The sequence below is a fragment of the Anaerolinea thermolimosa genome, from assembly GCF_001050195.2.
In the GTDB taxonomy this organism is placed as follows: Bacteria; Chloroflexota; Anaerolineae; order Anaerolineales; family Anaerolineaceae; genus Anaerolinea; species Anaerolinea thermolimosa.
Window position 1 is genome coordinate 89,732 of sequence record NZ_DF967970.1, and the last position, 26,294, is coordinate 116,025.

Below are 26,294 nucleotides of genomic sequence, written 5' to 3' on the forward strand. Positions count from 1 at the left end.
ATATGCCCATCCATTATCAGCAGGCGTTGGAACAGATTCGGAACATGGGGCAAAAGGCGCGGTTGCGCCAGGCGTGGTTAGAGGCACTCCGTGAGCAGGCCTGGCAATTGCTCCATGAGCTGGCCGGAGAGGGTGAGTACCTGAACACTCTGGCCGAACGCGGGGGGCGCTTCAACCCTGGCCTGCGGTGTGCACTGGCCGGTGCTGAGCCGTTGGACACGGCGGCCCCGCTGACGGTATCGGGGCAACCACGTGTCCTGCTGGCCGCGGATGGGTCTCAGATCAACCCGGGGCGGCATGGCGCAGTGGAGTTTATTGCCATCAATGTGGGGGCGGTTTGCTTTCGACCAGGCGAGCCACCGCGGGAGCAAATCCATACCAGCCTGCGTTTTGGCGAGGATTGCACCATTGACCGGCGACCGATGTCGGATGCGGATGTGGCGATCTGGCGCGACCTGGAAGAGCGAAGGCTCTTAATGGAGCTGGCGCATCCCCACAGCCAGGCAGGACAGCTGGTGGTTACCCTGACCGATGGCCCCCTGCAGTTGTTCGGGCAGGGGCAGGAAAGCAAGTTTTTCGAAGAAAAACTAAAGGAATACCTGGGGGTGTTGCGGGAACTGGCCGCGCCACGAACGGCCGCCGCCGGTTATGTGGATAAACCGCGCAGTGATTATCTGGTGGGGTTGTTAGAGCTGGCGTTGCTGGCGCGCGAAAATAAGCTGGGTGAAGCCGGGCGTGAACGCCCGCTCTGGCCGGTGCGCGACCGCGATTTATTCGCTCGCCTGCTGGGGCCGGGGGAGCGTTCGGCAGTGCTGGCCATGCGCCTGCCAGAACCCAACCCTTTCACCGATAAGCTGGCGCTCTACTGTTTTTATCTCAATGTGGGGCGCGCGGGACATGCGCAAATTGCCCGGGTTGAAGTTCCCCGCTGGGTGGCGGAGGAACCCGTGCTGCTCAACCTGCTTCAGGAGGTGCTGGTGGAGCAATCGGCTCAACTGGGGGCGCGCCCCTACCCGTATCTTTTGCATCGGGCGCATGAGGTGGCCGTGGTGCACCCGGATGAAATTGAGGAGATCGAACGCATGATCCAGGCCGAACTCCGACGTCAGGGAGTGGAGCCGGAGAATCCATCGAACAAGCAGTGGGCCAAAGAATTGCAGGGAAGGACACGGATCAACGCATGAACGCATACGAGATGGGTCGATTACTGCGCGCCAGCACCCGGTTCTGTGTGGTGGGTTGCCGGGTCTCTCAGGCAGGGGCACCGGCTTTTGGGAGCCTGGTGCGTATTCCCTTCACGGGGGAGGAATATCAGATTTTCGGGATGGTCTATGACATCCATATCGATGATGACGGCCTGGTGAGGCAACTGGTGACTGCTGAACAGGTATCTCCGGAAGTGCTGGCCGATAACCGCCTGAACCGGAATGTGCCGGTGGAGTTTTCGGTGTTGCATGTGGGGTATCAGGAGAACAGGCGCATCTGGCATCTCCTTCCGCCGCGTCCACCGCTCAGTCTGGATGCAATATACCCGTGCACCGAGGCGGAGGTGGCCGCGTTTACCGCAGTGGGGCGTTTTGGGTACTTCAGGCATATTCTTGCCATGGCCGGAGAAGTCCCCGTGGGCGAACTGCTGGCCGCCCATGTAAACCAGGCCCAGCGGGCACAATCTGCCGCGGGGCGTCCCGAGTGGCGCAATCAGGCCGTGCAGGAACTGATCACCCTGTTACGGGACGATTACCCCACGCTGATGAGCGTGCTGGGAGCGCTTTCTGAAGTCATGGAGGAATGAGAGGGAAGCATGGAACGAGTCCAATTGAGTGGTAATCTCCAAAATGGGCAGGTGATCGGGTATATCGTCGGCGGCGGGCTCAAGGAAAACCTGCGGGTGCGTCTCACGGTGCCAGCGCATACGGTTCAGGAAGGCGCGTTTGTCGTTACCGAGAGCGGTGACTGGCTCTTTTACGGCCTGGTGACCGATTTACAGCTGGGTGCCACCGACCCGCGTTTTGCCGACGAGCAAAGCGAAGAACGCCTGCCCGCCGGTATGGCCGCGCTCCTGCACGGGCAAACCCTGTATACCAACCTGGAGGTGCTCCCGGCACTGATGGTGCACAGTCCGCAGGTGGGGGAGCCTCTCTTTGAACATCCGGTGCCCATCAAAACCATCCCTGCGCACCATGCCCGTGTGCGCCTGGCAGATCTGGGCGATGTGGCGCAAATTTTTGGTGACCCCAGGGAAAAGGGAAATTACGTCATCGGCTACACCCGTGAACAGGGGCACCCCGTGTGTATTGATCTGGACAAGCTGGTGCAGCGCTCGGCGGGTATTTTTGGCGCTACCGGCACGGGAAAGTCTTTCCTTACCCGGATTGTACTGGCAGGGCTGATCTACCATAACGTGGCCGGAGCGTTGATTTTTGATATGCACAACGAGTATGGCCCCGATGTGCACGACTCGGATCGGAATGTGACTCTGCCGGGGCTTAAGTCGAAATTCCGTTCGCGGGTGCGGCTGGTGGGGCTGGGGCGGACGAGTGATTTTCGCGGGGTACAGCCAGATTTCAACCTGGAAATTGCCGAGAACGACATTGACCCCGCCGATATTGAAATGCTCACCCGCGAACTTAACCTTAAAGAAACCACCCCCGCCACTCTGGCGGCCCTGGAACGAGAGTTTGGCCCCCGCTGGTTCCATGAGTTTAAAAAGATGCGTTACGGCGCCAAGGTGGAGAACGAGGAGGGCAAACTTGTGGATGCGTCCGACAGTGTGGCCGCCTGGGCTCAGCGGGCAGGGGTGCACCCCGCCGCGGCTGAGGGCCTGTATGGCAAGCTGGGGCGGGTGTTCGAACGGGAGTATATCGTTGAGCGCCCTGCCGCCGACACCGTGGGTGAAATTATCAAAGCCCTGGAAGCCGGCCAGCACGTGGTGCTTTCTTTTGGGCGGTTCGAAACCGATCTGGACTATCTGCTGGTGGCCAATATCCTCACCCGGCGTATTCGTGCTGCCTGGGAGAAGAAGACCGGTGACTACCTGCGCGAGGGAAAACCCGAGCTGAAGCCCCGCCCTCTTGTGATCGTGGTTGAAGAAGCGCACAAACTTCTCAACCGTGAAGTGGCGGCGCAGACGGCCTTCAGCACCATTGCCCGTGAGATGCGCAAATATTACGTCACCCTGTTGATCATCGATCAGCGGCCATCGCAGATTTACGATGAGGTCATGTCACAGCTCGGCACGCGGATTTCGGGCTGGCTGGGTGACGATCTGGATATTCAGGCGGTTCTCTCCGGCCTGGCCGGAAAAGATGCCCTGCGGGGTATGCTGGCACGCCTGCAACCCAAAGAAGAGGTGCTTCTGCTGGGGTGGGGTGTGCCCATGCCTATCCCGGTGCGTTCGCGCCGTTACGATGAGCAATTCTGGGTAGAATTGTTCGGTCAGCGCGCCCCGGGTAAAAAATCGGAAGCCGAAATCCTCAAGGAACTGGGTTTTTGACCTCCGGTGGAGTCGCGGGAGGCACTGCGGGCTGGTAAGGTGGCTGCTGGTGGGCCAGCCGGGTGGCGCGGGTATTTTCCTCAATATCAATCAGCAGGTAAATCGCTTCACCGGTGGCGTAGACCGTCAGGCCGCCGACCCCGCCGAAGACCAGGGTGATCAGGGCAGAAAGGATGCCCCCGATGGCACCGCCGAGAACCCCCATGCTACGCATGCCGGGGCCAAACTCGCGGGAAAAATCGCGCAGGGCGGTGCCGCCCACAATGCCGGCCAGGCAGATGCCCAATGCACCCACGATGGTGATCACCAGAACGATGGCTCCAAGGATCTTGTACGCTGAGCCGATGATACGCAACGCACGGTAACGCTTTTCCATTCATTCCTCCAGAAAAAGGCCAGGATATCCCTCTACCCTAAGAACCCCGCGCAGGATTGCAGGGTAAGGTATATTTATCATACATCCATTGTCTATTTTGGGATGGGTGTTTTTTGAGGGCGCGGTCATTATCTTGATCTTTCATTTACAAGAGCTCTGGAGGTGCAGCATGATTACGGATGGTGAGATCCTCCTTCGCATTCTCATTGCCGCCGGGCTGGGGATGCTGGTGGGACTCGAGCGTGAACGGCAGAGTCAACCGGCGGGGTTACGCACGCATATTGTGCTGGTGTGCGGCTCCACCCTGGCGATGGTGCTTTCCATTAACCTGGCGATGCAATTTCGGGGACTGGTGCCCAATGGAGACCCTGCCCGCCTGGCGGCTCAGGTGCTTTCGGGGATCGGCTTCCTGGGGGCTGGGGCGATTTTGCGTTTCGGCCCGACCGTCAAAGGGCTGACCACGGCGGCTTCTTTATGGACGATGGCCGTGGTGGGGCTGGCGGTGGGGGCGGGTTATCTTCTGGCGGCCGCCGGGGTGACGGCCCTTTTGCTGGTGGTGCTCATCGTGCTCACACGTGTGGAAAACCGAATGATCATTCCGAACATCTCGGCTCAGTTTTCGGTCTATGCAATCGACCGCGCGGGGGTGGTACAGCAGGTGCGCGATTTGATCCGGCAGAACTCACTGGAGGTAGATCACTTCCGTTTGCGGCGCAACGTCAGCCGGCAGCGGGTGCGGATAGATGCAGTGGTCAAAGTGCACGGCAGTGAGGCGCTGGAACAGCTTTCGGCAAAGATCAGTGAAATTGAGGGGGTGAAGGTCGTCAAATACGAATAAAAAGTGCACCCATGGGCAGCTTCCGGTGTTGCTTAATCGGAGCTTACCGCTCTGGATAGGGTAGCTCGAAAACCATTCGGGAGGTTGCCATGGAGGTTACTGCCGAGATCAAGCGGGAGATGTTCTGGACGATGTTGCTTGCACGCCGCCTGGATGAGCGTGCCTGGATGCTTCATCGGCAGGGAAAGATCACCTTTCACGTCTCCGGTATCGGGCATGAAGCCGCCCAGGTTGGGGCGGCTTTTGCCATTCGGCGCGGATACGACTGGGTGGTGCCTTATTACCGTGATCTGGCGTTGATGCTGGCGCTGGGATACACCCCTCTGGATTTCTTCCTCGGGTTGATGGGCCGGCGCGGAGAGCCAGGCTCCGGCGCACGGCAGATGCCCAATCACTGGAGTATGCGTTCCATGAATGTGGTCAGTTTGTCATCGCCGGTTTCCACGCAAACACTGCATGCCGTAGGGATTGCGATGGGAATCAAGATGCGGAAAGAAGATAAAGTGGTGCTGACCACGGTGGGCGAAGGGGGAACATCGCAGGGTGAATGGTATGAGGCGGTAAACTGGGCGGCCATTCACCGCCTGCCAGTCGTTTTTAATGTGCAAAACAACCAGTATGCCATTTCTGAGCCGGTATCCCTGCAAATGGCGGTGAACAGTGTGGCTGAGAAGGCGCGCGGCCTGGGTTTGCCCGGGGTCAGTGTGGATGGCATGGATGCCTTTGCCTGCCTGACGGCTTTTCAAAAGGCCGTGGAAGACGCCCGTGCCGGGCATGGGCCTGTTCTGATTGAAACGTGTGTGTACCGGATCACCCCGCACTCTTCAGATGATGACGACCGCACTTATCGCTCGCGTGAGGAAGTGGAAGCTCACAAGAAGGATGACGGACTGCTCCGAACGCGGAACACGCTGGAACGAGAGGGGGTGCTTACCCCGCAGGCCGTGGATGCCATGGAAGAACGCGCCCGGCAGATCATTGATGAGGCCGCGGCTCAGGCTGAGGCTACGCCCTACCCGCCTGGCGAAGAAGGAGCCTTCCCGGTGTATGCTGAGGAGGTGCGTCATGCCTGAAATCACCCTCATCGAAGCGATCCGGCAGGCGCTGGATGAGGAACTGGCGCGTGACGACCGCGTGCTGGTGATTGGAGAAGATGTGGGCAAGCGCGGGGGGGTGTTCCGGGCCACTCAGGGGCTGTATGAAAAATATGGGGCGTTGCGGGTGTTCGATTCTCCCCTGGCTGAGGCTTCTATTGTCGGTGTAGGGGTGGGGGCCGCCCTCTACGGGTTACGCCCCGTGTGCGAAATCCAGTTCGCCGACTTTATCTACCCGGCATTCAACCAGCTGATCAGTGAAGTTGCGCGCATGTGCTACCGTACCAACGGCGAATGGACGGTTCCCATGGTGATCAGAGCGCCTTACGGAGGCGGAGTAGGGGGAGGGTTGTATCATTCGCAGAGTGTGGAGGCTTTTTTTACCCACGTTCCGGGGTTGAAAGTGGTCATTCCATCCAATCCTTATGACGCTAAAGGGCTGCTTAAATCGGCGGTGCGCGACCCCAACCCGGTGCTTTTTTTCGAGCCGAAGAAAGGTTACCGGCTCATCCGGGGTGAGGTGCCCCCCGGTGATTACACTGTGCCCATCGGCCCGGCGCAGGTCAGCCGTGAAGGGCACGACCTGAGCCTGTTTGCTTACGGGATGATGCACCATTATGCCCTGGAGGCCGCAGTGCAGGCCGCCGCTGAGGGAATTTCGGTGGAAGTGGTTGACCTGCGCACGCTTTTACCGGTGGATCGCGAGACGATTCTGGCCTCGGTCAGGAAGACCGGCAAGGCCCTGATCGTTCACGAAGACACCCTTACCGGTGGCTACGGGGCAGAAATTGCCGCGATTATCGCCAGCGAGGCTTTTACCGATCTGGATGCCCCTGTGCGACGGCTGTGCGGGCCGGATGTTCCCGCAGTGCCTTTCAGCCCTTCCATGCAGGAGTGGTTCATGCTTAATCCGGAGCGAATTTTACGCGAGATTCGCTCTCTGGCCGCTTATTGATGGTGTGAAAGATTTTAACTGTGGAGTTGCGTATGCCTGTTCAGGTGATCATGCCTCAACTTGGTGAATCGGTGGTCGAGGGGACAGTGATGCAGTGGCTCAAAGCTGAAGGCTCAGCGGTGGAGCGTTTTGAGCCGTTACTGGCGGTGAATACCGATAAGGTGGATACTGAAATTCCAAGCCCGGCGGCGGGGACTCTGCTGCGCATTCTGGTGCCAGAGGGGGAGACTGTGCGGGCGGGCACAGTGCTGGCCTGGATTGGTCAGCCGGGTGAAGCCATTGGAGAAGAAAAACCCGCTCTGTCTCCCGCGCGGGAGGGCACAACCTCGAAGGAAAAGCGGAAACTGGGTTTTATTTCTCCGGTGGTGGCGCGCCTGGCGCGTGAACATCAGGTGGATTTGCGCGAAGTTCGGGGGACAGGGGAAGGCGGGCGCATTACCAAGAAAGATGTGTTGTCTTACATCGAGGAGCGGAACCGGGCCGCCCCGGCAACTCCGACCGCTCCCTGGGAAACCCCCGCTGATGGGGATCTCTTCCGGCCGGTGGAGTTGCCGGTTACAGCGGCGGAAAGCTCTCCGCAACCCGCCAGGGGGCGGCTGATCCGTCTTGACCCGTTGCGTAAGGCTATCGCTGAAAACCTGGCCGCCAGTATGCGTAACGCTCCGCATGTGACGACGATGATGGAGGCCGATATGACGCGTGCCACGGCGCATCGCGCGGCGCACCGGGAGCTCTTTGCCCGCGATGGAGTGCGCCTGACCTTTACGGCTTACTTTGTTTCGGCGATCGTCACCGCGCTTAAAGCCTACCCTGTGGTCAATTCTTCGTGGACGGAGGAGGGCATTCTGGTTCATTCTCAGATTAATATCGGGATGGCGGTTTCGCTGGGCGATCAGGGGTTGATCGTGCCGGTGATCAAGAATGCTGATGGTCTGTCACTGCTGGGGCTGGCGCGCACCATTAACGACCTGGCCGAGCGTACCCGTCTGCGGCGGCTTCAGCCTGATGAAGTACACGGCGGCACGTTTACACTTACCAACCATGGCACCAGTGGCAGTCTTTTTGCAACACCGGTGATTAATCAGCCGCAGTGTGGTATCCTAGGGGTTGGCGCAATCAAGAAGCGGGTGGTGGTGATCGAGGACATGATCGCAGTCCGTCCGATGGTTTACCTCTCGCTCACCTTCGACCATCGGGTGGTAGATGGATTTACCGCGGATGGTTTTCTGGCGAAGGTGGTGGAAGCGCTGGAGAGCTGGTGATTTTCCGGCTGCTCTAAAGTTATATTGCCTGTCAAAGGAAGGACACCATGAGCACATACGATGTTGTTGTCATCGGGGCCGGGCCAGGAGGGTATGTTGCAGCCATCCGGTCGGCTCAACTGGGTCTGAAGACCGCAATTATTGATAAACAGTGGCTGGGAGGGGTTTGCCTGAATGTAGGGTGCATCCCTTCCAAGGCGTTGCTGCGCAACGCCGAAGTGGCGCACCTTCTGCGCGAACGCGGCAAGGATTTTGGCTTTTCTTTTGAGAACCTTACCCTGGATTATGCAAAGGCGGTGAAGCGCAGCCGGCAGGTTTCGGACCGCCTCACACGCGGGGTGGGTTTTTTGATGAAGAAGAACAAAATAGACGTGGTTATGGGCACTGCGCGCCTGATGACGGCAAATACCGTTCAGGTGACCGATGGAGAGGGGAAGGTTTCGACCATTGAAGCGAAAAACATCATCCTTGCCACGGGGGCTTCGGCGGCGGCGATCCCCGGTGTGGCGGTAGATGGAGAGAAGGTGCTCACCTACCGCGAGGCCATCCTGCAGGAGAAGTGCCCCCGCTCGGCCATCATCATTGGCGGTGGGGCGATCGGGGTTGAGTTTGCCACCATCTGGAGCGCGTATGGATCGGCGGTGACCATTGTCGAAATGCTCCCACGCATTGTGCCGCTGGAAGATGAAGAGATCAGCGCCGAATTGAGCAAAGCCTTCCGCGATCGGAAAATTCAGGTGCTGGCGGGGCACCGGGTGATGGCGGTGGAAACCACCGAGAATGGTGTGCGCGTGCGCGTTTCTGGAGAGGGGGGCGAGCAGGTGCTTGAAGCTGAGCAGGCGCTCATGGCCATCGGGTTCAAACCCAATTCGAAAGACCTGGGTCTGGAAGAGGTGGGTGTTCAGGTGGATGGCCGGGGGTTCGTTCAGGTGGACGAGCGTATGGCGACGAACGTGCCGGGCATCTGGGCGATTGGCGATGTGACCGGCAAAACCTTGCTGGCGCATGTGGCCTCGGCGATGGGGGTGATCTGTGCCGAAAACATCGCCGGGGTTGAAACCACCACCATTGATTACCGCATGGTGCCGCGCGCTACCTACTGCCAGCCGCAGATTGCTTCCTTCGGGTATACCGAAGCCCAGGCCAGGGAGGCCGGGTATGAAATCAAGGTGGGGCGGTTCCCGTTCCAGCCCAACGGTAAGGCGCTGGGCCTGGGAGATTACGCGGGGTTTGTCAAGATTATCGCCGATGCCCGATACGGCGAGATCCTCGGCGCGCACATGATTGGCCCGGAGGTAACCGAATTGCTTCCAGAACTGACCCTGGCACAGCGCATGGAATTGACCACTGCGGAGATCGCCCGCAACATCCATGCCCACCCGACGCTGAGCGAGGTGATCATGGAAGCCGCCGAAATGGCCGAGGGACACGCCATTCACATCTAGCCAGTGCGCCCGGGTGTGGTGTGTGCAGAGAAGATAAGGGCTGCCCGGCCGGGCAGCCCTTAAGTTTTTGGCGTCAAATAGAGAAGTCCTCGCCGCTCCACACCCCCTCACGAATCTGATGCGGCAGGTGGCCGTGGGTTGAATCGGTATGCGCTTCGGGTGGGGGCTTCTTTTGCCCGCCGTTGCCGGGCAGGTGCGGGTGCTGGAGGATGTGGATGCGCAGGTCAGATTCGAGCCTGGCCAGGCGGTCACTGGATCCGGCGGGCATGGGGGTGCGCACCAGGTCATTCAGCAGGGTTTCCAGCTGTTCCACACGCTCGACCAGGGCGGCTACCGTGTTGCCGATGGCATCGGGCATGACATTGTGGTTGAGGTCAGGGCTGGCCGGGCGAGGTTGACTGCGCACCACCACCTGACCGGGAACTCCAACCACCACAGAATTGGGCGGGACGGGTTTGACCACCACCGCATTAGCACCGATGCGGCTGCCAGCCCCCACGGTGATGGCCCCCAGGATTTTCGCCCCTGCTCCGACCACCACGTTGTCTTCCAGAGTGGGGTGGCGCTTCCCTTTTTGCAGGCTGGTGCCTCCCAGAGTCACGCCATGATAAAGGGTGACGTCGTCGCCGATCTCTGCGGTTTCGCCGATCACCACGCCCATGCCGTGGTCAATGAAGAAGCGCCGTCCGATTTTTGCGCCGGGGTGAATCTCGATGCCGGTTAAAAAGCGCATGAGATGAGAGAGCCAGCGCGCCAGCAATTTAAAGCCATGATTCCACAGCCCGTGGGCAATGCGGTGCCCCCAGACGGCGTGAAGGCCCGGATAACTGAGCAGGATTTCCAGGGTGCTGCGCGCGGCGGGGTCGCGCTCGAAGACCGAGCGGATATCTTCTTTCATGAGAGAAAAGAATTTCATCTTCATTCCCTTTCCCTGAGGTTGTCGTTCTCCGTAACCGGCGCGGTCAATCGGCCAGATCGGCGAAGAGCTGGGTGGAGAGGTAACGTTCGCCGAAGGAGGGAATGATCACGATGATGAGCTTCCCTTCATTTTCGGGGCGAGAGGCAACCTGGAGAGCCGCCCAGGTGGCGGCACCTGAGGAGATTCCCACCAGCAGCCCCTCCATCGTGGCCATCCTGCGAGCGGTCGAGAAGGCGTCTTCAGCTTTGACACGCACGATCTCATCATAAATCTGGGTGTTAAGCACATCGGGGATGAAGCCCGCGCCGATACCCTGGATGGGGTGGGGGCCTTTCTGCCCGCCTGAGAGCACGGGTGAGGCGTCGGGTTCAACGGCCACCATCCTGACGGAGGGTTTACGGCTCTTCAGCACCTCACCGACGCCGGTGATCGTTCCGCCGGTGCCGATCCCGGCAACCACGATATCTACCTGGCCATCGGTATCGCGCCAGATTTCTTCGGCGGTAGTCTTCCGGTGAATTTCGGGGTTGGCAGGGTTTTTGAATTGCTGGGGCATGAAGTAGCGTTTGGGGTCGCTGGCGACCAGCTCTTCGGCTTTGGCAATGGCCGCCGCCATGCCGCCGCTGCCGGGGGTGAGGATCAGTTCGGCACCGTAGGCACGAAGCAACATGCGGCGTTCTTTGCTCATGGTTTCGGGCATCACCAGGACGCATTTGTAACCGCGAGCCGCGCAGACAAAGGCCAGGGCGATACCGGTGTTACCACTGGTTGGCTCTACAATGATGGTATCCGGGCCGATCAGCCCGGCTTTTTCGGCGGCGTTAATCATCGAAACGCCAATGCGGTCTTTGACGGAATGGGCCGGGTTGTAATATTCCAGTTTGGCGACAACGGTAGCGCGCGCTCCGGCTTCGCGGGCGATGCGGTTCAGGCGCACCAGGGGGGTGTTGCCGATTAATTCGGTGGCATCGTTGGCGATACGCATGGTTGAAAATCTCCTTTGTAAATAGTTGAACCGATTAAAAAGAAAACCAGCAGGAAAACAAAACAGCGGAGCCTTTGAGGCCGCTCGCAAAAGATGTTGCGGGGCCGTGTTCCGCTGCCTTCGTCCTGCTGGTAAACTGCTTGCTTTACGTGCGATGGCTTAACGAGGCAGGGTCACCGGGCCCCGCCACGGACACATGCACGCAATGCTTCTCAATACACCAAAATTTACCAGTTTCATCGAGATCGATTATATGATGATTTAAGTCCCTGTCAAGGGCATTTTATGAGTCAAATCTGGCTTTAAAAGCACGAGGCGGGGGATGAATCGCCAGACGGAGGTGAAGAATAAAATGGGGGTGTTCTTCTGTGGTTTCAAAAAGCGTTAATAGAGCCAAGCGGGATATTAATTGTTTTTAATGTTGATTTATGTTATATTGATTTCGTGGAGGCAGTGATCCGCAGATGAGATCTCGGTCGCTTCACCCGGAAGGGGGTGTCTGCGGGGAGCCAGTAGCGAAACCGGCCACAGGGGCCGGTTTTTTTGTTTAAGGGTGTGAAATCTATCACGAAGGGAGGTGCTCAATCGTTCAATTCCGGGTATTGATCCACTCTCCTGCGGAGAGAATCAGAAAATGAAGGAGTGTTGTATGAAGTTCTATCCTCGAACTCGTTTCGCGGTCAGGCTGGTGTTGATTCTGGCAGTGGTCGCCTCAATGCTCTCGGTGGCGGCGGGGCCGGCTGTGCCCGTGGCCAGGCTTCATCAGCCTGCCACAGATACCCTGATCTTTTTTGCCGCCGATGGACTGCGTCAGGATCTGGTTGCGAAGTATGCCGGGCAAAAGCTATTACCGGTGATGGGTGAGTTGCTCAGGAAGGGTGCCTCAGCGGCAGATGGCGGACTTTTGACGCAGGCGCCGTCCAACACGGGGGCCGGGTGGTACAGCCTTGCTACCGGCGCGTGGGCGAGTGTCACCGGCTCGACGAACAATACCTTTCATAAAAATGGGGCTTCTTTCAGCAGTCGCACGGCGGCCTTCGATGATGGCGTGCTTCAGGCAGAAACGATTGCCCAGGCGGCCGAACGCGGCGGGAAGCGTGTGGCCCAGATTGAGTGGGCAGGAGGGCGCAATGCGGTCATCCGCGGCCCCACGCTGGATTATCGCGTTTTTCTCTCCGGGAGAGGGGTGGCAACCAATTACATCTCAGATACCGACAATGCGGCCTTTGTGGCGTCCTTCGGCTTGCAATTTGATCATCCTTCTGGCTTTGCCGGGCAGGCCCCCTTTGCCGGGGCCGCGCCCGCGCCTGCCGATGGCTGGGTGAACGTGCCGGTTTCGTACAGCCCCGCCATGGAGATGCACATGCGTGTGCTGGATTTCGGGGTGGATAAATATGGCCTGAACGCCTATATTTACGATGCTACCGATGATGGGGTTACGAATTATGATCGGGTTCTTTTCAGCCCTGGCAAGGATGGGGCTGTTGCGGTGGCCGACCTCACCTGTGGAGAATGGGGAGATATCAAGGTAAAAGTGGTGGGCGGTGCGCTGGATGGTCTGACGGCGGGCATGCTCGTCAAGGTGGAAGAATTAAGCGCCGATTTGAGCAGGGTGAGGCTCTTCCATACCTCGGTGACGCGCGCCATTGCCTCCTGGCCCGACTGGCCCGGAGACCCCGGCTTTAGCGGCGATTTTGCCGAGTTCGTGGCTCAGAAGTTCCCTACCTCTACTGCCGCCGATTATGCTGTTCTGGAGGCAGGCATTGTCTCTGAAGAAACCTATGTGGAGCAGGGCCTGTACTGGGAAACCGCCTATCACCCATTGATTGAGTACATTCTCACCAATTACGCACCAGACCTGGTGCTGGTAGGGTATCCAACCACCGATGAATTTCAACATCAGTTCCTTTCGCTGGTCACACCTGCACTGCCTGATGGCCAGCCCAACCCTGCCTATGATGATGTTCAGGTCAATGGGACGCCTGACGGGCGGGTGAACGAGCGGGAGGGCTTCCTGAAGCGTGCGTATCAGGGGGCTGATGCCACTCTGAAACTGGTGCGCTCTCTGATGCCCAAACAGACCACGGTTTTTGTCTCATCGGACCATGGCTTTGCGCCTCAATTCCTGGCGGTGGATGCCAGTAAGGTGCTGGTGGATCTGGGCCTGTTATCGAAACCGCAGACCTCGAACTGCCGGCCAGCCTCAGGTGAGACGATCGGCAAGGCCAAAGCCTGCTGGGCCGGGGGAACGGTGCAAATTTACCTCAATCTGGCCGGGCGTGATCCTGCAGGTGGAGGGTTGCAACAGGTAGCCGCAACCGATGAAGCGGCTACGGTAGCCGCCATTAAGGCGGCCTTTGCCAGCCTGAGCGATCCCAACGATTGGACAGGCGATGGCGCACCGGAAGGCTGGAAGGTCATCGACCGGGTATATACCCGGGCTGAGGCGCGTTTTATTCACAATGGGCCGGGGACTTTTGCCGACATGGCTCATCCTACCCGGACGGGCGATGTGGTGGCCTTTGCTTATCCGCCATACCAGTTTGACGCTGCCACTCCGGGGAGCCTGGTGGCGCTTTCAGCATTCTTTGGCCAGCATGGGTACGTGCCCGATGTTCAGGTGCCGGACGCGAATGTGAATATGCGGGCAACTTTCCTGGCAGGAGGCAAGGCGATTGGCAAAGGAACCTTTGCCGGATTGCGCACGATTGATCTGGCGCCGACGATTGCCTTCCTGATGGATATTCCCATGCCGCAACATGCGCAGGGGCGGGTGTTGACGGAAATTCTGGATGGGGCCAGCCGCTACAGGAAGGTTTCGGTGATTGGCCTGAACGATTTTCACGGCCAGCTTGATCCAACCACGCTGGCCATCGATGGGCGCAATATTTCGGTCGGTGGGGCGGCTTATCTGGCTACCCGCTTTGATGAAGAAGCGGCGGCTTTACCCGGAGATACACTTTTACTCGCCGCAGGCGACAATGTGGGAGCTTCTCCGCCCAATTCAGGGCTGCTGGATGATATGCCTGCCATTGATGTGGAGAATGCCTGGGGATTGGATGCCACCGCTTACGGAAACCATGAGTTCGATTACGGGGTGGCGCGTCTGCTTCAACATCAAGCGCGGGCGGTGTTCCCCTTCCTGGGCGTCAATATTATTGAGACAGCCACCGGTAAAGCCCCTTCCTGGGTGAAGACCAGCCAGGTGTTTACGGTCGACGGGGTCAAAGTTGGGGTGATCGGTGCGGCGCTGGAAAACACCCCCGAGCTGGTGTCGAAAGATGCTACCAGGGGGCTCACCTTCCTGCCAGCGGCAGAGCGCATTCGGGCCGAATCGGAGCGCCTGCGCAAGAAAGGCGTGAAGGTACAAATTGTGGTGATTCATGAAGGTACCGCGCTTGGTTCCAATGCGGTGGATGGCATTCCGGCCGTCCTATGGGAAGGGCCGGTTGTAGATATTGCCAGCCTGCTTCAGGATACGACGGTGGATGTGATTCTGGCGGGGCATACGCATCGGATCTCGAACCTGATGGTGGGAGATATTCTGGTTGCTGAAGGGCTCAATGCCGGGGCAACCTATTCTGTCCTCCAGATGCTGATTCAGGGCGAAGATGTTCTCTGGGCAGGGGGCGCTACACGCGTGGCGACCACGCTGGGGGTGACACCCCGCTCTGATGTGCAGGCCATTGTGGATGCCGCCAACGCGGAGACAGCTGTTTTGCGCAATAAAGTGATCGGCAGGCAGGCTTTCGATATCCGGCGTGACCCCACCCGGCTGAACGAATCGGCCATGGGGAATTTGATTGCCGATGCGATGCGGGTCAAATACCCGGCAGTGGATGCGGCGTTGACCAATTCGGGTGGATTGCGTGCCGACCTGGTGTGTTCTCCGCCCAGTGCGGGTGAAGCCCCCTGTGAGATCACCTGGGGCGAGATGTTTGCGGTGCTTCCCTTTGGAAACCGCACCATCATAGCCACCTACACAGGCGAACAGCTGAAGACGGCTTTCCTGAACGGGTTCTCGCCGGTTTGCAATTCGGCGATTGCCACGGGGCGCTTCCCGCAGGTTTCGGGGCTTAAGGTGGCCTTCCATTGCGAAGGGTTGACCCCGGTGGTCGATGGCATCTGGAAGGCGCCTGCCGGACCATCGGGCCCGCTCACCCCGGTCGGCCCAACGGATACCGTCCGTCTGGTGACGAACGACTTTATGTTTGGCGGTGGGGATGGGTATACCATTCTGGGGCAGGGCGCCAATGTTCTCAACCCGGGAGATGGGTTGCTGGAGATTTCCATTGATTATGTGGCGGCCAATTCGCCGGTTGCCCCGGTGGTCGAAGGGCGTATCGTCAGAAATCCCTGAGGGGAGGGGGTCTCGTCTCGAGCAGGGGTGGAATAAAACCTGACCCTGCCAGGGAACAGGAACGATTCGGCGGAGCCATGTGATGGAGGCTCCGCCGAATGATTCTGGTTGGGGGGGAATGAGATTAACGCACTTCAGTGAGAGAGCCTGTTTTTACGTCATAAATGAACCCGCGCACGGGGATACTGGAAGGAATCCAGGGGTGTGATTTCACTTTTTCGATCTGCTCCCGCACATTGGTTTCCAGGTCGCTGAAGGCATGGAAGGTTTCCGGGGCTACGACACTGGTGTGGGTTGCGTGACGGAGTTTTTCCTTCAGATCTGCGTCCTGAAAGGTCAGCATTCCACATTCGGTGTGGTTGATGATCATGAATTCCTGCGTTCCCAACAGGTGGTGAGAGATGATCAGAGAACGCAGTGCATCTTCGGTGACGACGCCGCCAGCGTTGCGGATGATATGAGCATCGCCGGTTTTCAGGCCGAGGAGTGCCTCAATTGTGAGGCGGGCGTCCATGCAGGCTACGATGGCGAGCTTGCGTGCCGGTGGAGTGGGAAGGTTCCCCAGATTAAATGAGCGGGCGTACTGCTGGTTGTTCTTTAAGACATCATCCGTAACAGACATGGGAGTTCTCCTGAAGAAATTATAGAATAACGGACGCTGGATTCTAAAAAACAAAAAACAGCTACCGGGTTAGTGAAGCATACGCCGGGCACTGCCCGGGTGGATACCTTGTATGGGGCGCTTCGTGAACCTCGTGAAAGCTGTTTGGGGACATTAAAAAGGTGGGAGGACGCGGAGGTGATGAAGCGACCCTTACCGTGTACACATGCAGGTGTTCATGGCAGATCCTCCTTTTCTCTGGCGGAAAATTTGGACAATTTTACTAGTAATATCTGTTTCGTCAAGGGAAGCGAGAGAGAAGTACAGAGGACCTGCATTTCAAGAGAAAGAGCAATTATGATACAATTTTTTCAGAGGTATTTGACGATGAGCTGGCTGGCAGATCTACTGAATAAACCATATTCTTCTCATCATAAAGTCGAGGTAGAGAAGTTACTCGACGAACTGGTTTCCATTGGCCTGCGTGACGACTATCTTTCGGAGCGGCCCGGCTCTGGGTTTAATATGCAATGCCGGAATATCCGCGCGAGGCAGATTGGCACACGCCTGAATGAAATTGGTGGGCTGGCCATGATGGAATACGCACAGCGCTACGTGCGGCGCAAGGCCGGAAAGCTGGGGCGCACCCTGGCGGAGCACCTTGAATATGCCTGGGTGGAAATCGGGGACTGGATGAAGTAGAGACGCCGCGAGATGAACCTGGAAGTTCTTGGTCGGTGGTTGTTGTTTCTGGGGGCCGGGATTGCGCTGATGGGAGGGTTGCTCTGGTTGATGGGGCGGTTTCTCCCACAGGGGGGAGATTTCCCCGGGACCATACGCATTCAGGGAAGCGGTTTTACCTGTGTGATTCCTCTCCTGGCTTCCCTTTTGCTCAGTGTGTTGCTTACCATTCTCCTGAACGTGATCGCCCGCTGGATGAAATAGCTCACGGGACGCCTCTTTCCTCTTTCAAAGAAGTATACCGCCAGGGGGGAAACCCCTGGCGTGTCTGTTTTTAGACTGCGGGAATCTGCAGGCTAAAATTAAGAAATTTTAGAGTTGAGGGGAGAATCAGCGGATCAGCGTTCTTCCTCGGGATCGAGCCGGTAGCCCACCCCGCGAATGGTTTTAATCAGCCTGGGGTGGCGGTAATCGTGCTCGAGGGCGCGGCGGAGCCAGCTGATATGTACGTCAAGCGTGCGGGTGTCTTCAGTGTAGGCCGTATCCCAGGCCTGGCGAAAGAGGGTTTCGCGCTCGATGACCTCTCCGGGGTGTTCCATGAGGATGCGCAGGAGGGTAACGAGGCGGGGGGTGAGGCTGGTCTGGCGAGAGCCCACACGCACCCAGCGCTGTACGGGGTCGAGTTGAATAACGCCGACGCGGATGATGTCTTTGGTCTCGGTGGGGAGAAGCGATCGAATGCGGTTGATGAGTTTCTGGAGTGTGAAGGGTAAAACCAGCATCACTTCAGCCAGAGATTCGTTCTGGTAAAGGCTGACCTGTTCGGGAGAAAGAATGAGAGCGATGGGAATGTTGGGAGCGTGAGCACGCATGGACTGGCAGATGCGTTTCCCGCTGGTGCGCATGGAGGCGGCATCGATGACCACCAGGTGGGGCTGGTAAGAATCAAGACGCCCCAGAGCAGCACTGCCATTGGGAACGCTTTCGACCTGATATCCTTTTCGCATCAGACCGGCGACAAAAGACGGGCGGTCTGCACGCTTGCCTTCAACGACTAAAATTCTTGCTTTCATGACCTCACCGCAGTTCGCTGCCCTGGGAAGGGCTATCCGGCCATCCCTCGCCCCCACGTTGGTTGGCTCTTGAGGACTGCTCGAAACAGGGAATGTGGAGGTGGGGAAATTATACCTTAAAAAAACCTGAGGCGCTTCAAGATTTAACATTGCAATTCATCGGCGAGAGATCCCTGAAAAACAGCTGCTCTGATTGGTTGCATCTCGTCTTGCTGCGTGTTAGAATAGTTGAACCTCGGATTGGTAAGAGTGTGTTTAAAAAATGAGTACAATCCGAGGGGAGGTTGGCTATGTCGCGAATGGTGGAGATGGTCATCGACAGTGTGCGCGTCAGCCTGACCAATCAGCAGCGCATTGTCGTGCTGCGTGAGGTCAATGCCGAACGCTATCTGACGATCTGGATTGGGCCATTTGAAGCGGAATCGATCACCATTGCGCTGCAGGAAGTGGAACTGGCCCGCCCGCAAACCCATGATCTGCTTAAAAATGTGCTGACGGCGCTCAACGGGCGGTTGCTTCGGGTAGAAGTGGTGGCCCTGCGTGAGGAAGTGTTCTACGGCAACCTGGTTGTGGAAGTGAATGGACAGGTGATCAATATTGACTCACGTCCTTCGGATGCGCTGGCGCTGGCCGTGCGCGCAAGGGTGCCCATTCTGGTGGCGCGGGAAGTGCTGGATGAAGCCGGGGTAACACCGGAGGATGATCTTCGTTCGCAGCGGCCTGCGAGCGGCCCACTGGCGCCCACACCACGTCCAGCTCAACCGGTAGAACCGGAAGTGGAAAGCGCCTCTGAGGAACGCCTTTCGGTGTTCGAGGATTTTCTGGCGAATCTCGACCTGGATCATATTGATGACACCGAAGAGGACGAAGACGACGAAGATAAACCTGAAAAGTGAGGTCGCCGGGTAGTTTGGACGGGCCGAAACCAGCCAGATGAGATATACTGGCCATCTTTTTCATCCACGCAACCTTGACAAACTTCCCGAGCCGGCTATAATAGGAACGCATTCCTCGTTAGCTCAATCGGCAGAGCGGGCGGCTGTTAACCGCTAGGTTCGAGGTTCGAGTCCTCGACGAGGAGCCTTTTTATTTAACCTCCCCCAAAAGGTTCTGCGGCCCCCATTGAGGGGATGGTATTCGAGTCCTCGACGAGGAGCCTTTTTATTTAACCTCCCCAAAAAGGTTCTGCGGTCCCCATTGAGGGGATGCTATTCGAGTCCTCGACGAGGAGCCTTTTTATTTAACCTCCCCAAAAAGGTTCTGCGGCCCCCATTGAGGGGATGGTATTCAAGCCCTCGACGAGAGGACTTTTTATTTCAGCCTGCTTCAGAAGCCATTTGATTGAAGTTGTGACGTCCTTGGCACTGGCGGGAGTGCTCCCCGGCGGGGACATGAAGGGGCTGGTAGCCATGGCACTTTTTGATCCGCGCCTGTATCTGCTGGCGTGGCTGGGGGCAGGGGCGGTGTATCTGGTCTGGCGGATCGTGCACGGTGAACGGAGAATGCCGGGGTCTGTGGGGTTTGTGGTGGGGGCGGTGGGGTGGTGGCTAGCGCGCCTGGCGTTGTTCTAACCAGCGTTGAAGCGAGGTCGCGCATTCGCCGGATGGAACGCCCAATAGAAGATGCCCGATGCTCACGTCTTCACCCAGGTCTGGCCAGTGGATGCCTTCTCCGTTACCGATTAAAAGCCGCGATTACTTTTAAGGGGAAAGTACTGGTTTCAACCAAATCTTTACTACACAAGTTTCTTGCTTAACGGTCTGCGGTTCAACCGCACGCGGAGCGAACGAATCGAGCGGAGCATGTCGGCTGCAACCGCCAGTTAGGCGGGCGCTCACTTATGCTTTGCTTTCTTCTCGAGATTCTGCCTCTGCAAGATGGTCGCCGTGGTAGCAACTCTTGAGCAAGTCAAGATCACTCTTTTCGAAGTCAAAATAGGCAATTCTCCAACCAGTTCCCGCCACAAAAGGACCGTTGACAAAAACTCCTTTTTCTTTCAATTCTTCAACTCGTCTTGGAAGATCCTTCATGGCAAAACCAACATGGTGCAAGCCTGGTCCATGCTCCTCTAGAAATTGTGTAAGTGCTGGATGGTTGATTGGGCGTAGTATCTCGATGATGGTAGGTCCACAACGGAATGCAGCCATTTCGACACTGGTTTCGCCTTCAATCATGCGGCGGTCACTCAATTCAAGTTCAAAGATGTCACGGAAGATACGCAAAGCGTCATCCATATCACTGACGACATATGCCACGTGGTGAATGTAATCAAACATACTCTCCTCTTGCACAACTTGAGTCAGTAGCCCGACTAACAGCTTGCGTTACCGGCTGGTGGGTGGGACGAGGTAACGCCATCTTACCGGAACCAACTTCAAGCCACAGAAACTGCCTGAAAACGCGTAGACTCCCACCAGTCTGGTGCACGCTGTGTTAGCCCACTTCTTTCAAATGCGGGCGAAAGGATTTCGGCAACTCGAAACGCTTTTTCCAGCAAATAAACCCTAATATAAGCGCTGACAGCATCAGCCCGATCCCGAAATCATCAATGATGAATTTGGAAAGGGGTGTATCAGTAGACATGTGTATGAACACTCCTTGCATAAACAGATTATGGGCGCCGTGCCATAATACCGCAGGCCAAAGACTACCTGATTTGAGTCGCAACCATGCGGTAAAAAAACTCAAGCCAAGAACAGAAATTGTCAAGCTCGTTAAATCAAACCAACGTGGTGCTTGGCTATGATAATCGGCAAAGATTATGGCTGGGTAATGCCAAACGGACCAAACAGCCCAGGTCAATAACGCAGTTTTCGTAAATGTCGTCACCCTGGACAATTCTGGAACCAGGAATCCACGCCAACCGATTTCTTCACCTAATGCTGCAAGGCAAGCCGCAACCAATCCAACAGGCAGGAACAGAATATATGCCAAGGTAGGCGCGCGAAATCCAGCCAAGCTCGTTGCCCAGGCAAAACTGTAAATGATGCCAGTATAGACTAGAGGGATAATCAGCCCCCAAATGAGATATTTCTTTTCGCCCAAACCCCAGCCCAAATTGCGAATACTTCCACGGGATAACCATAGCGTTAGGATTGCACCGATAGCTGGACTCCACATCCATAAGGCTCCAACATCACGCGCTGATCCTGTAAGGTACATGGCAGTATAGAAGATTGAGCTAATTGCGAATGTCAAAAGGATAAAGACGATGACTTTGCGCCAGGGCGATTCGATTCTAACCAAGATTCCTCCTGGTTTCTGAAAGTGGGCTAAAGGTTTATGTTACTTGCGGGTGGGCGGGCAAGAGCCCTTTGCAAACCAGGACCACTGCCAGCGACACGCCCCGTACCCGCAGGGCGAAGCCCTGTCCGCTGCACGCTGTGTTAGCCCGCTCTTGGCTATTGAGATTTACTCCATTTATCTACCAGTATTTTAACTGTCTCTAGGATGGTTGATGCTTTATATACAATTCCCAAATCAATCATTTGTTGGGTTCTGACAATTGGGACTTGGAAAACAGGGGAAGATATAAATGCAATCTGTCCTTGCTCTTCTCTAATCGCAACGCTAGAAATTATGCCTAAAAATAAAACTCGATTTCCGACTTCAAATACACCTTTATGTGAATAACCGCCAGTATTGACAATAAGCACAGGGCTTCCACTTAAGCCTGGGAATACGGATGCGTCTATTAGAAATAACGGTTTTCCTTCATAGTCAAGCTGGAGGTGAGTTGCTGTCGTACCTCTCCTTACAACTGGCATTAGATTTTTTGAGTCAAAAATCCCGTTTGGATAACCAATAAATACTACTTCCTCGATTGCGTCTAAATCATTCATTTGCTCGGGGGTAGGGATGAGATTGTGAGTTATTGACTTGTAAAAAACCGTTTTGCCCTTTTTTTGAATTTGTTGTAAGACAGGGACAAGTGGCATAACTGCAACGTCAATTTCTGGGTCGGGATGTCCGAACCACTGTTGTTCAAATTTGTTCATCTGAATATCGAATCGTTGACCAATTTGAGGCGATTGTCCATCACTCAGGGTAAAAAAGAAACGTCCATCTATTGCGCCCCGAATAACGTGTTTGTTCGTCACTAAAAATAGATATTGCTTTTCTTCTTGTTGGTAATTGAAAATAAAGGCTGTCCCCGTGCCTGTTCCATCAGGGTTTGTAGTCTCGATTCTTACTGTCGTAAATAACAACTGCTCTGCAATAGTATTGACTTGCATAGATCCTCACATAGACTATCTTTTTACGGGCTGGCCAACTAATAATTATACGGATTCCTGATACACAGCATTCTTACCGTATAACTGACCGAAAAAAGCATGCTCTCTCGCAAAATTTGATATACGCAAACACTTTGCGCAAGCAACACAACTGCTTGACTGGAAAGGTAACAGTATGATTATGATGACAAGCGTGGAAAATACGTTGACACCAATAATCAAATTGCATTCCCCAAATATTGTCATTTTTGATTATAGAACAACAAAATTTGCCGTACAAGTCGTATTGAGACTGGAGACTGTAACAAAATTGGCGGGCGAATTTTCAAAAAAAGGAATGAAGAGAGAAGACGGGGTAGAAGAGGGGATTATAGGAGGGCTCATGCCCAGAACTGACAGGCAATCGTGCTTCCGCGGAGCAACCCGGCGGTAGTTTTGTGTCCCTTGGTCCACTGGGCTTCCATCTTGAGTCTGCCGATTATTCGTTTCGTGCATCTATTAGTCTAAAAGATATTTTTTGTGTTGTTTCAAACATTCCTTGTCATGCTTCAGTCTGTTCTGCCTGCAAACCCTTCAAGGGATTCTTTACCCAGCGCCGTACATGAAACGGACAGCCCTGATGCCCTCTCTCCAGTTTGTGGCAACGTGCTTGTATATTTCCGGATCGTTGTCCACGATGGCGTCCATATCGTGCATCTCTTTCAGCTGTTCAAGGAGCAAGTTATGACCTGGCACTTCGGGGAGTAAACCTGTTGTAAAGGATCAGGTCTTTGTAAGGGAAAGGATATTCCCCGGTTTCAATGCGATGCACCACATCATAAGGGCTCCAAACCATCAGGTATTCTTTGGTTTTGTATTCATCGGGCAAGACGGGACCAAGGCGGATGGATTGCTTTCCATCCCAGTAATACCAGATGGTGGCTTCCCCAGTTTGTTCATTCTCAAAGGTTGAAATAAAACCTGGGTACTCAAAAGAGGTTATTTTCTTGAAGCCGATAACAGTCCATAAACCAGATTTTATTGCCGCAGATAAACCAGTAATGATAGGCGGGAACATTAAACCAGAAGAGAGAATTTCTTCTAAACCAGGTCTTTGTGGTGAAATGATCTTGAAAACTTGAATGATGGGGCCCATTTTATCTCGACAGAGGTACTGCCCATACGCAAAGCGTTGCCCGGAAAGAGGAATCTCGAAAATCGAGCCGACCTTAACCATGGAACTCCTAAGGATTATTTGAAAAAACCAACGGTATTCAAAATATCTTTACCTCTTTGTATTGCGGCATTGTAAATAGGGTTTGTAGAGGAAATGCTGTTGATTTTGTTATACAAGTTTTGAAGTCCATAATGTTCTATGAGCACCTGTTCTACAGCCCTGGCATCAAATCGACTTAGATACTCAAGTCCCTGGATTGGGCGAATAATCCACCCTCTCTCACTTAGATGTTGAGTAGCTCGACGCATAAAATCATTGGTTATTCCGACATAACGGGTAGTACCATTTTCCACTAATCTATATACCACATTAACGCCAGTTCGCACTTCATTGGTTGGGTCTCCATCTGCGGAGAGGGTGGTGGTGAGGGTGGTTGCTGTACCCAGATGGACAAGCAGGGGGTAAACGCCAGCGGCTCCTGCCCCCAAGCCGGCTCCGAGCAGCGTGCCTACCACAGCATAGAGCGCCACCTGCCCGGCGTCAATGTTGAACGAGAGAGCATCCCAGAAGCACAACCCCTGGTTGAGGTTGCGGATGACCTGAACGCCATACCCATAGGCCACCCCACCCAGCAAACCGCCGAAACCGTCTAACAGCAGGAAGGGGTTTTCCCCGCTGGGGTCGGTAAAGCGGAGGGGGCAAGGAAAGCTCGTGTTGTTAAGGTGCAGCAAAAATGGGAAAAATTACTAATCTGGATACCTTAGGAGCAAATCTATGTCGGCTATGTTGGGGAAGATTTTCGGCATTAAGATTTCCTCTTGGATAACTGGTTATAATCCCAAAAGTTTTGTTCTGCTTTGATGATCATCTCTCCAAGAATAGAATTTAATGGCCAAGAGTCTATAATTATCTTTCCCATCATCCTCCTTGTGCTCAGGCTCTGACGATTTTCCTGAATGCATTTGAGCATATCCAATAACTGTTCGCGAAAGAATTCCAATTGCTTTCTTGACATAGGCCCAGATTCAGGAACTGAAACGGATGCAACATGATCATCAAGGGCATCAACTGCTTGTTGAATGGTTGTAACCACCTGCTCTTTTTTCATGGCATCAAATCCTCCAAGCTCAACACGAATTTTTGAATTTGACCCCCTGGTAAGAACTGTCCTTGAGGAGCGGCTCGACCTTCAATGATTGTTGTGCCAGGGCGGATTTGCCATTGTCTGAAGCGAGTCATTTGATTCCATTCGCGCTTAATAGCCAAACTTTGTTGAGAGGCAGGAAATGTCTCGAAGAGAAAGCGGCCTTTTTCAAAAGCATTGATGTTGTCATAGTACCTGATTCCATATTCAGCAAAAGTAGATACCCTAACTCTAATGGTGGGGATCTCAAACGACTCGATAATTTGCTTTCTTAGCGAATGTGGAACTCCCATTTTTTGAAGGTAAGCGGAAGCAGAACGAACACCGTCATATAAGGAATTAATGTCTCTTGTCAGTCTTGCCACATCGCCGGCATCATCGGCGTGGGCGGCAAAGTGGACGACCATGCCCCCGGCGGGCAGGAAAGGCACTGCCAGGCTGAGGGCATCCAGCCCCAGGGCAGCCCAATCTTGCCAGCCAACGGTACAGCCGCGCCTGGTCTTGTTGAGAATGGTTATATATCGATTCCCAGGGTGATGCCATCCCACACGGCATCCACAAACTCCCCGCTGGGGTCGGTGAAGCGGAGGGGGTTGTTGAGGGCGTAGGGGTAAGGGTTGAGGGTGGCGGGCTGGGATAGGATGCCGGGGAAGGGATCACGGGTGAGGAAGCGCCCCCACTGCGGTGCATAGTAGCGCGCTCTGAGATAAATCAGGTCAGTGGGGTCGTGCCACTCGCCGGTAAAGATAGGTTTTTAAGGTGCAATGATTAGCAAAGAATTACTTCGTTTTGGACTCTGTTTGATTTATGAGCTCGGTTAATATATTTTCAATGGTCTGATATCCATAAACTCCATCTTAAGGCAATCCAGGTAATTCAACTGCATCACGATAAGTTCGCCTGATCATTTCCATTTTATTACTTTGTGTGTTGTATTCTATCAACCAACCTTTAGCAGGATAAACCGGATCTATGCTTCGAAACCCAGGCACACTCCATTCATGACGATTGAAAGAACGTGTTGTGGAAATCAAGGGCCATCTTCCTGTAATGATCCCTAAATCACCAAACCAGGCCATCAGTATTGCATCTGAAGGTTTTTTATGCCAGGTTTCATTCCCATCAGGAATATCTTCATAGCGTGGGCCAAAAAAGTAGCCCAAACCACCTTTTGTTTTATAACTTCCTCGAACGATAATACCTAAAGCGTAACCGCCATTATTCAGAGGTATGGCAAACCATTGTCCTTCGGAGTATTTAATGTGTTCTGTTTGCATCTTATTTGTCTTCATGATACTTCCCTGATATTACCTGCGTAATCAATCTTCTCCATATTGTCGAGCTGCATTCAGATATTCTTCAAGGCGTGGGTTGCGCAAACTTATCAGACGGACACGATTTAGAGGTGGGGTGAATGTTTCAGATTGAGGTCATGGATAGCATCTGCCGGGAAATATTGCAGAGAGAATGTTCGGGAATAAGAGACTCATTTGGAAATATAATGAAAGTCAGAATGACTCCCAGAGGATTTGAAAATATGTGATCGTTCCAGTATTGGTAAAACAATGGTGAAGGAACAGGAATGAGGGCTACCCCCTGGCGAATTACCAGGGTTACGCCATCAAGTCAGCCAGGTGCAAACCACGGGCCAGATGGTTTCCAGCTAAGGCGATCAGG

At 55.1% G+C, this 26,294-nt stretch carries 27 protein-coding genes and 1 tRNA gene; 14 read left to right on the forward strand and 14 right to left on the reverse strand.

What is annotated here, in order from left to right; translation table 11 throughout:
- Nucleotides 1-2 precede the first annotated feature (2 nt).
- The 3 genes from ATHL_RS18530 to ATHL_RS18540 are packed head-to-tail and all read left to right on the forward strand — an operon-like array spanning nt 3 to nt 3,493.
- Complete coding sequence (locus ATHL_RS18530; protein WP_062196598.1) at nt 3-1,184, forward strand: DNA double-strand break repair nuclease NurA; 1,182 nt, start codon at nt 3-5, stop codon at nt 1,182-1,184.
- Nucleotides 1,181-1,792 (forward strand): hypothetical protein, encoded by a 612-nt coding sequence (locus ATHL_RS18535; protein ID WP_062196599.1) that lies wholly within the window; start codon nt 1,181-1,183, stop codon nt 1,790-1,792. Before ATHL_RS18530 ends, ATHL_RS18535 begins: the two co-directional genes overlap by 4 nt.
- A 9-nt stretch (nt 1,793-1,801) precedes the next feature.
- Entirely contained in the window at nt 1,802-3,493 is a 1,692-nt protein-coding gene (locus ATHL_RS18540) for an ATP-binding protein (RefSeq protein ID WP_062196601.1), read from the forward strand.
- On the opposite strand, the gene ATHL_RS18545 is transcribed toward ATHL_RS18540, so the two are convergent.
- Nucleotides 3,474-3,869: a hypothetical protein gene (locus tag ATHL_RS18545; RefSeq protein ID WP_062196603.1), complete on the reverse strand. Its 396-nt coding sequence runs from the start codon at nt 3,867-3,869 to the stop codon at nt 3,474-3,476. The two genes, ATHL_RS18540 and ATHL_RS18545, sit on opposite strands and share 20 nt — an antisense overlap.
- Nucleotides 3,870-4,038: 169 nt before the next feature.
- Here ATHL_RS18545 and ATHL_RS18550 point away from each other — a divergent pair, with 169 nt between their 5' ends.
- The 5 genes from ATHL_RS18550 (at nt 4,039) to lpdA (ending at nt 9,463) form a co-directional block, all read left to right on the forward strand.
- Nucleotides 4,039-4,707 (forward strand): MgtC/SapB family protein, encoded by a 669-nt coding sequence (locus tag ATHL_RS18550; RefSeq protein WP_062196605.1) that lies wholly within the window; start codon nt 4,039-4,041, stop codon nt 4,705-4,707.
- Between the two features lie 89 nt (nt 4,708-4,796).
- Entirely contained in the window at nt 4,797-5,780 is a 984-nt protein-coding gene (locus tag ATHL_RS18555; RefSeq protein WP_062196607.1) for a thiamine pyrophosphate-dependent dehydrogenase E1 component subunit alpha, read from the forward strand.
- The gene (locus ATHL_RS18560) at nt 5,773-6,756 is read left to right on the forward strand and encodes an alpha-ketoacid dehydrogenase subunit beta (protein WP_062196608.1); all 984 of its coding nucleotides are present in this window, start codon (nt 5,773-5,775) and stop codon (nt 6,754-6,756) included. Before ATHL_RS18555 ends, ATHL_RS18560 begins: the two co-directional genes overlap by 8 nt.
- Before the next feature lie 32 nt (nt 6,757-6,788).
- Entirely contained in the window at nt 6,789-8,018 is a 1,230-nt protein-coding gene (locus tag ATHL_RS18565) for a dihydrolipoamide acetyltransferase family protein (protein WP_062196610.1), read from the forward strand.
- 47 nt (nt 8,019-8,065) lie between these two features.
- Nucleotides 8,066-9,463, forward strand: coding sequence for a dihydrolipoyl dehydrogenase (gene lpdA, locus ATHL_RS18570; protein WP_062196612.1), 1,398 nt, complete (start codon nt 8,066-8,068; stop codon nt 9,461-9,463).
- A 73-nt stretch (nt 9,464-9,536) separates the two neighbouring features.
- Here lpdA and cysE read toward each other — a convergent pair whose 3' ends face one another.
- Together cysE and cysK are read right to left on the reverse strand one after the other, a co-directional pair.
- Nucleotides 9,537-10,385: a serine O-acetyltransferase gene (gene cysE, locus ATHL_RS19795; protein ID WP_062196613.1), complete on the reverse strand. Its 849-nt coding sequence runs from the start codon at nt 10,383-10,385 to the stop codon at nt 9,537-9,539.
- A 40-nt stretch (nt 10,386-10,425) separates the two neighbouring features.
- Nucleotides 10,426-11,367: a cysteine synthase A gene (gene cysK, locus ATHL_RS18580; protein WP_062196615.1), complete on the reverse strand. Its 942-nt coding sequence runs from the start codon at nt 11,365-11,367 to the stop codon at nt 10,426-10,428.
- 649 nt (nt 11,368-12,016) lie between these two features.
- Here cysK and ATHL_RS18585 point away from each other — a divergent pair.
- Nucleotides 12,017-15,727 carry a 5'-nucleotidase C-terminal domain-containing protein gene (locus ATHL_RS18585; RefSeq protein ID WP_062196617.1) on the forward strand — a complete coding sequence of 1,237 codons (3,711 nt, stop codon included), beginning with the start codon at nt 12,017-12,019 and terminating at the stop codon, nt 15,725-15,727.
- A 124-nt stretch (nt 15,728-15,851) separates the two neighbouring features.
- On the opposite strand, the gene ATHL_RS18590 is transcribed toward ATHL_RS18585, so the two are convergent.
- Nucleotides 15,852-16,349 (reverse strand): beta-class carbonic anhydrase, encoded by a 498-nt coding sequence (locus ATHL_RS18590; RefSeq protein ID WP_062196619.1) that lies wholly within the window; start codon nt 16,347-16,349, stop codon nt 15,852-15,854.
- A gap of 366 nt (nt 16,350-16,715) precedes the next feature.
- Between ATHL_RS18590 and ATHL_RS18595 the strand changes: the two genes are divergently transcribed.
- Nucleotides 16,716-17,030 (forward strand): hypothetical protein, encoded by a 315-nt coding sequence (locus ATHL_RS18595; protein ID WP_162787813.1) that lies wholly within the window; start codon nt 16,716-16,718, stop codon nt 17,028-17,030.
- 12 nt (nt 17,031-17,042) lie between these two features.
- Complete coding sequence (locus tag ATHL_RS18600; RefSeq protein ID WP_062196623.1) at nt 17,043-17,273, forward strand: DUF2905 family protein; 231 nt, start codon at nt 17,043-17,045, stop codon at nt 17,271-17,273.
- Between the two features lie 134 nt (nt 17,274-17,407).
- On the opposite strand, the gene ATHL_RS18605 is transcribed toward ATHL_RS18600, so the two are convergent.
- Nucleotides 17,408-18,082: a response regulator transcription factor gene (locus tag ATHL_RS18605; protein ID WP_162787814.1), complete on the reverse strand. Its 675-nt coding sequence runs from the start codon at nt 18,080-18,082 to the stop codon at nt 17,408-17,410.
- 290 nt (nt 18,083-18,372) lie between these two features.
- On the opposite strand from ATHL_RS18605, the gene ATHL_RS18610 reads away from it, so the two are divergent.
- The 3 genes from ATHL_RS18610 (at nt 18,373) to ATHL_RS18620 (ending at nt 19,653) form a co-directional block, all read left to right on the forward strand.
- Nucleotides 18,373-18,978 (forward strand): bifunctional nuclease family protein, encoded by a 606-nt coding sequence (locus ATHL_RS18610; protein ID WP_062196627.1) that lies wholly within the window; start codon nt 18,373-18,375, stop codon nt 18,976-18,978.
- Between the two features lie 112 nt (nt 18,979-19,090).
- Nucleotides 19,091-19,163, forward strand: a tRNA-Asn gene (locus tag ATHL_RS18615).
- A gap of 268 nt (nt 19,164-19,431) precedes the next feature.
- A complete protein-coding gene (locus ATHL_RS18620) occupies nt 19,432-19,653 on the forward strand; it encodes a hypothetical protein (RefSeq protein ID WP_162787815.1) in 222 nt (73 codons plus the stop codon).
- A 267-nt stretch (nt 19,654-19,920) separates the two neighbouring features.
- Here the strand turns inward: ATHL_RS18620 and ATHL_RS18625 are convergent, their stop codons facing one another.
- From ATHL_RS18625 to ATHL_RS18670, 9 genes are all read right to left on the reverse strand, one after another.
- Nucleotides 19,921-20,358 (reverse strand): VOC family protein, encoded by a 438-nt coding sequence (locus ATHL_RS18625; RefSeq protein ID WP_062196630.1) that lies wholly within the window; start codon nt 20,356-20,358, stop codon nt 19,921-19,923.
- 157 nt (nt 20,359-20,515) lie between these two features.
- Complete coding sequence (locus tag ATHL_RS18630) at nt 20,516-21,328, reverse strand: CPBP family intramembrane glutamic endopeptidase (protein ID WP_062196631.1); 813 nt, start codon at nt 21,326-21,328, stop codon at nt 20,516-20,518.
- Between the two features lie 155 nt (nt 21,329-21,483).
- Nucleotides 21,484-22,317: a trypsin-like peptidase domain-containing protein gene (locus ATHL_RS18635; RefSeq protein ID WP_062196633.1), complete on the reverse strand. Its 834-nt coding sequence runs from the start codon at nt 22,315-22,317 to the stop codon at nt 21,484-21,486.
- 721 nt (nt 22,318-23,038) lie between these two features.
- A complete protein-coding gene (locus ATHL_RS18645) occupies nt 23,039-23,533 on the reverse strand; it encodes an Imm26 family immunity protein (RefSeq protein ID WP_062196637.1) in 495 nt (164 codons plus the stop codon).
- A 14-nt stretch (nt 23,534-23,547) separates the two neighbouring features.
- Nucleotides 23,548-24,204 carry a GIY-YIG nuclease family protein gene (locus tag ATHL_RS18650; protein WP_062196639.1) on the reverse strand — a complete coding sequence of 219 codons (657 nt, stop codon included), beginning with the start codon at nt 24,202-24,204 and terminating at the stop codon, nt 23,548-23,550.
- Nucleotides 24,205-24,278: 74 nt separating this feature from the next.
- Entirely contained in the window at nt 24,279-24,581 is a 303-nt protein-coding gene (locus tag ATHL_RS18655; RefSeq protein ID WP_062196641.1) for a hypothetical protein, read from the reverse strand.
- Entirely contained in the window at nt 24,578-25,165 is a 588-nt protein-coding gene (locus ATHL_RS18660; RefSeq protein WP_062196642.1) for a hypothetical protein, read from the reverse strand. The genes ATHL_RS18655 and ATHL_RS18660 overlap by 4 nt, the downstream gene beginning before the upstream one ends.
- On the reverse strand, nt 25,132-25,365 hold the full coding sequence (locus tag ATHL_RS19800; RefSeq protein WP_084001742.1) for an RHS repeat-associated core domain-containing protein: 234 nt from the start codon (nt 25,363-25,365) through the stop codon (nt 25,132-25,134). Before ATHL_RS19800 ends, ATHL_RS18660 begins: the two co-directional genes overlap by 34 nt.
- Nucleotides 25,366-25,474: 109 nt before the next feature.
- Complete coding sequence (locus ATHL_RS18670) at nt 25,475-25,909, reverse strand: immunity 26/phosphotriesterase HocA family protein (RefSeq protein ID WP_062196644.1); 435 nt, start codon at nt 25,907-25,909, stop codon at nt 25,475-25,477.
- Between the last annotated feature and the right edge of the window lie 385 nt (nt 25,910-26,294).

Bases quoted from the DNA above. Each gene is read 5' to 3' on its own strand.
- ATHL_RS18530 (WP_062196598.1), top strand. From the start codon at position 3: ATGCCCATCCATTATCAGCAGGCGTTGGAACAGATTCGGAACATGGGG.
- ATHL_RS18535 (WP_062196599.1), top strand. From the start codon at position 1,181: ATGAACGCATACGAGATGGGTCGATTACTGCGCGCCAGCACCCGGTTC.
- ATHL_RS18540 (WP_062196601.1), top strand. From the start codon at position 1,802: ATGGAACGAGTCCAATTGAGTGGTAATCTCCAAAATGGGCAGGTGATC.
- ATHL_RS18545 (WP_062196603.1), bottom strand. From the start codon at position 3,869: ATGGAAAAGCGTTACCGTGCGTTGCGTATCATCGGCTCAGCGTACAAG.
- ATHL_RS18550 (WP_062196605.1), top strand. From the start codon at position 4,039: ATGATTACGGATGGTGAGATCCTCCTTCGCATTCTCATTGCCGCCGGG.
- ATHL_RS18555 (WP_062196607.1), top strand. From the start codon at position 4,797: ATGGAGGTTACTGCCGAGATCAAGCGGGAGATGTTCTGGACGATGTTG.
- ATHL_RS18560 (WP_062196608.1), top strand. From the start codon at position 5,773: ATGCCTGAAATCACCCTCATCGAAGCGATCCGGCAGGCGCTGGATGAG.
- ATHL_RS18565 (WP_062196610.1), top strand. From the start codon at position 6,789: ATGCCTGTTCAGGTGATCATGCCTCAACTTGGTGAATCGGTGGTCGAG.
- lpdA (WP_062196612.1), top strand. From the start codon at position 8,066: ATGAGCACATACGATGTTGTTGTCATCGGGGCCGGGCCAGGAGGGTAT.
- cysE (WP_062196613.1), bottom strand. From the start codon at position 10,385: ATGAAGATGAAATTCTTTTCTCTCATGAAAGAAGATATCCGCTCGGTC.
- cysK (WP_062196615.1), bottom strand. From the start codon at position 11,367: ATGCGTATCGCCAACGATGCCACCGAATTAATCGGCAACACCCCCCTG.
- ATHL_RS18585 (WP_062196617.1), top strand. From the start codon at position 12,017: ATGAAGTTCTATCCTCGAACTCGTTTCGCGGTCAGGCTGGTGTTGATT.
- ATHL_RS18590 (WP_062196619.1), bottom strand. From the start codon at position 16,349: ATGTCTGTTACGGATGATGTCTTAAAGAACAACCAGCAGTACGCCCGC.
- ATHL_RS18595 (WP_162787813.1), top strand. From the start codon at position 16,716: ATGAGCTGGCTGGCAGATCTACTGAATAAACCATATTCTTCTCATCAT.
- ATHL_RS18600 (WP_062196623.1), top strand. From the start codon at position 17,043: ATGAACCTGGAAGTTCTTGGTCGGTGGTTGTTGTTTCTGGGGGCCGGG.
- ATHL_RS18605 (WP_162787814.1), bottom strand. From the start codon at position 18,082: ATGAAAGCAAGAATTTTAGTCGTTGAAGGCAAGCGTGCAGACCGCCCG.
- ATHL_RS18610 (WP_062196627.1), top strand. From the start codon at position 18,373: ATGTCGCGAATGGTGGAGATGGTCATCGACAGTGTGCGCGTCAGCCTG.
- ATHL_RS18625 (WP_062196630.1), bottom strand. From the start codon at position 20,358: ATGTTTGATTACATTCACCACGTGGCATATGTCGTCAGTGATATGGAT.
- ATHL_RS18635 (WP_062196633.1), bottom strand. From the start codon at position 22,317: ATGCAAGTCAATACTATTGCAGAGCAGTTGTTATTTACGACAGTAAGA.
- ATHL_RS18645 (WP_062196637.1), bottom strand. From the start codon at position 23,533: ATGGTTAAGGTCGGCTCGATTTTCGAGATTCCTCTTTCCGGGCAACGC.
- ATHL_RS18655 (WP_062196641.1), bottom strand. From the start codon at position 24,581: ATGAAAAAAGAGCAGGTGGTTACAACCATTCAACAAGCAGTTGATGCC.
- ATHL_RS18670 (WP_062196644.1), bottom strand. From the start codon at position 25,909: ATGAAGACAAATAAGATGCAAACAGAACACATTAAATACTCCGAAGGA.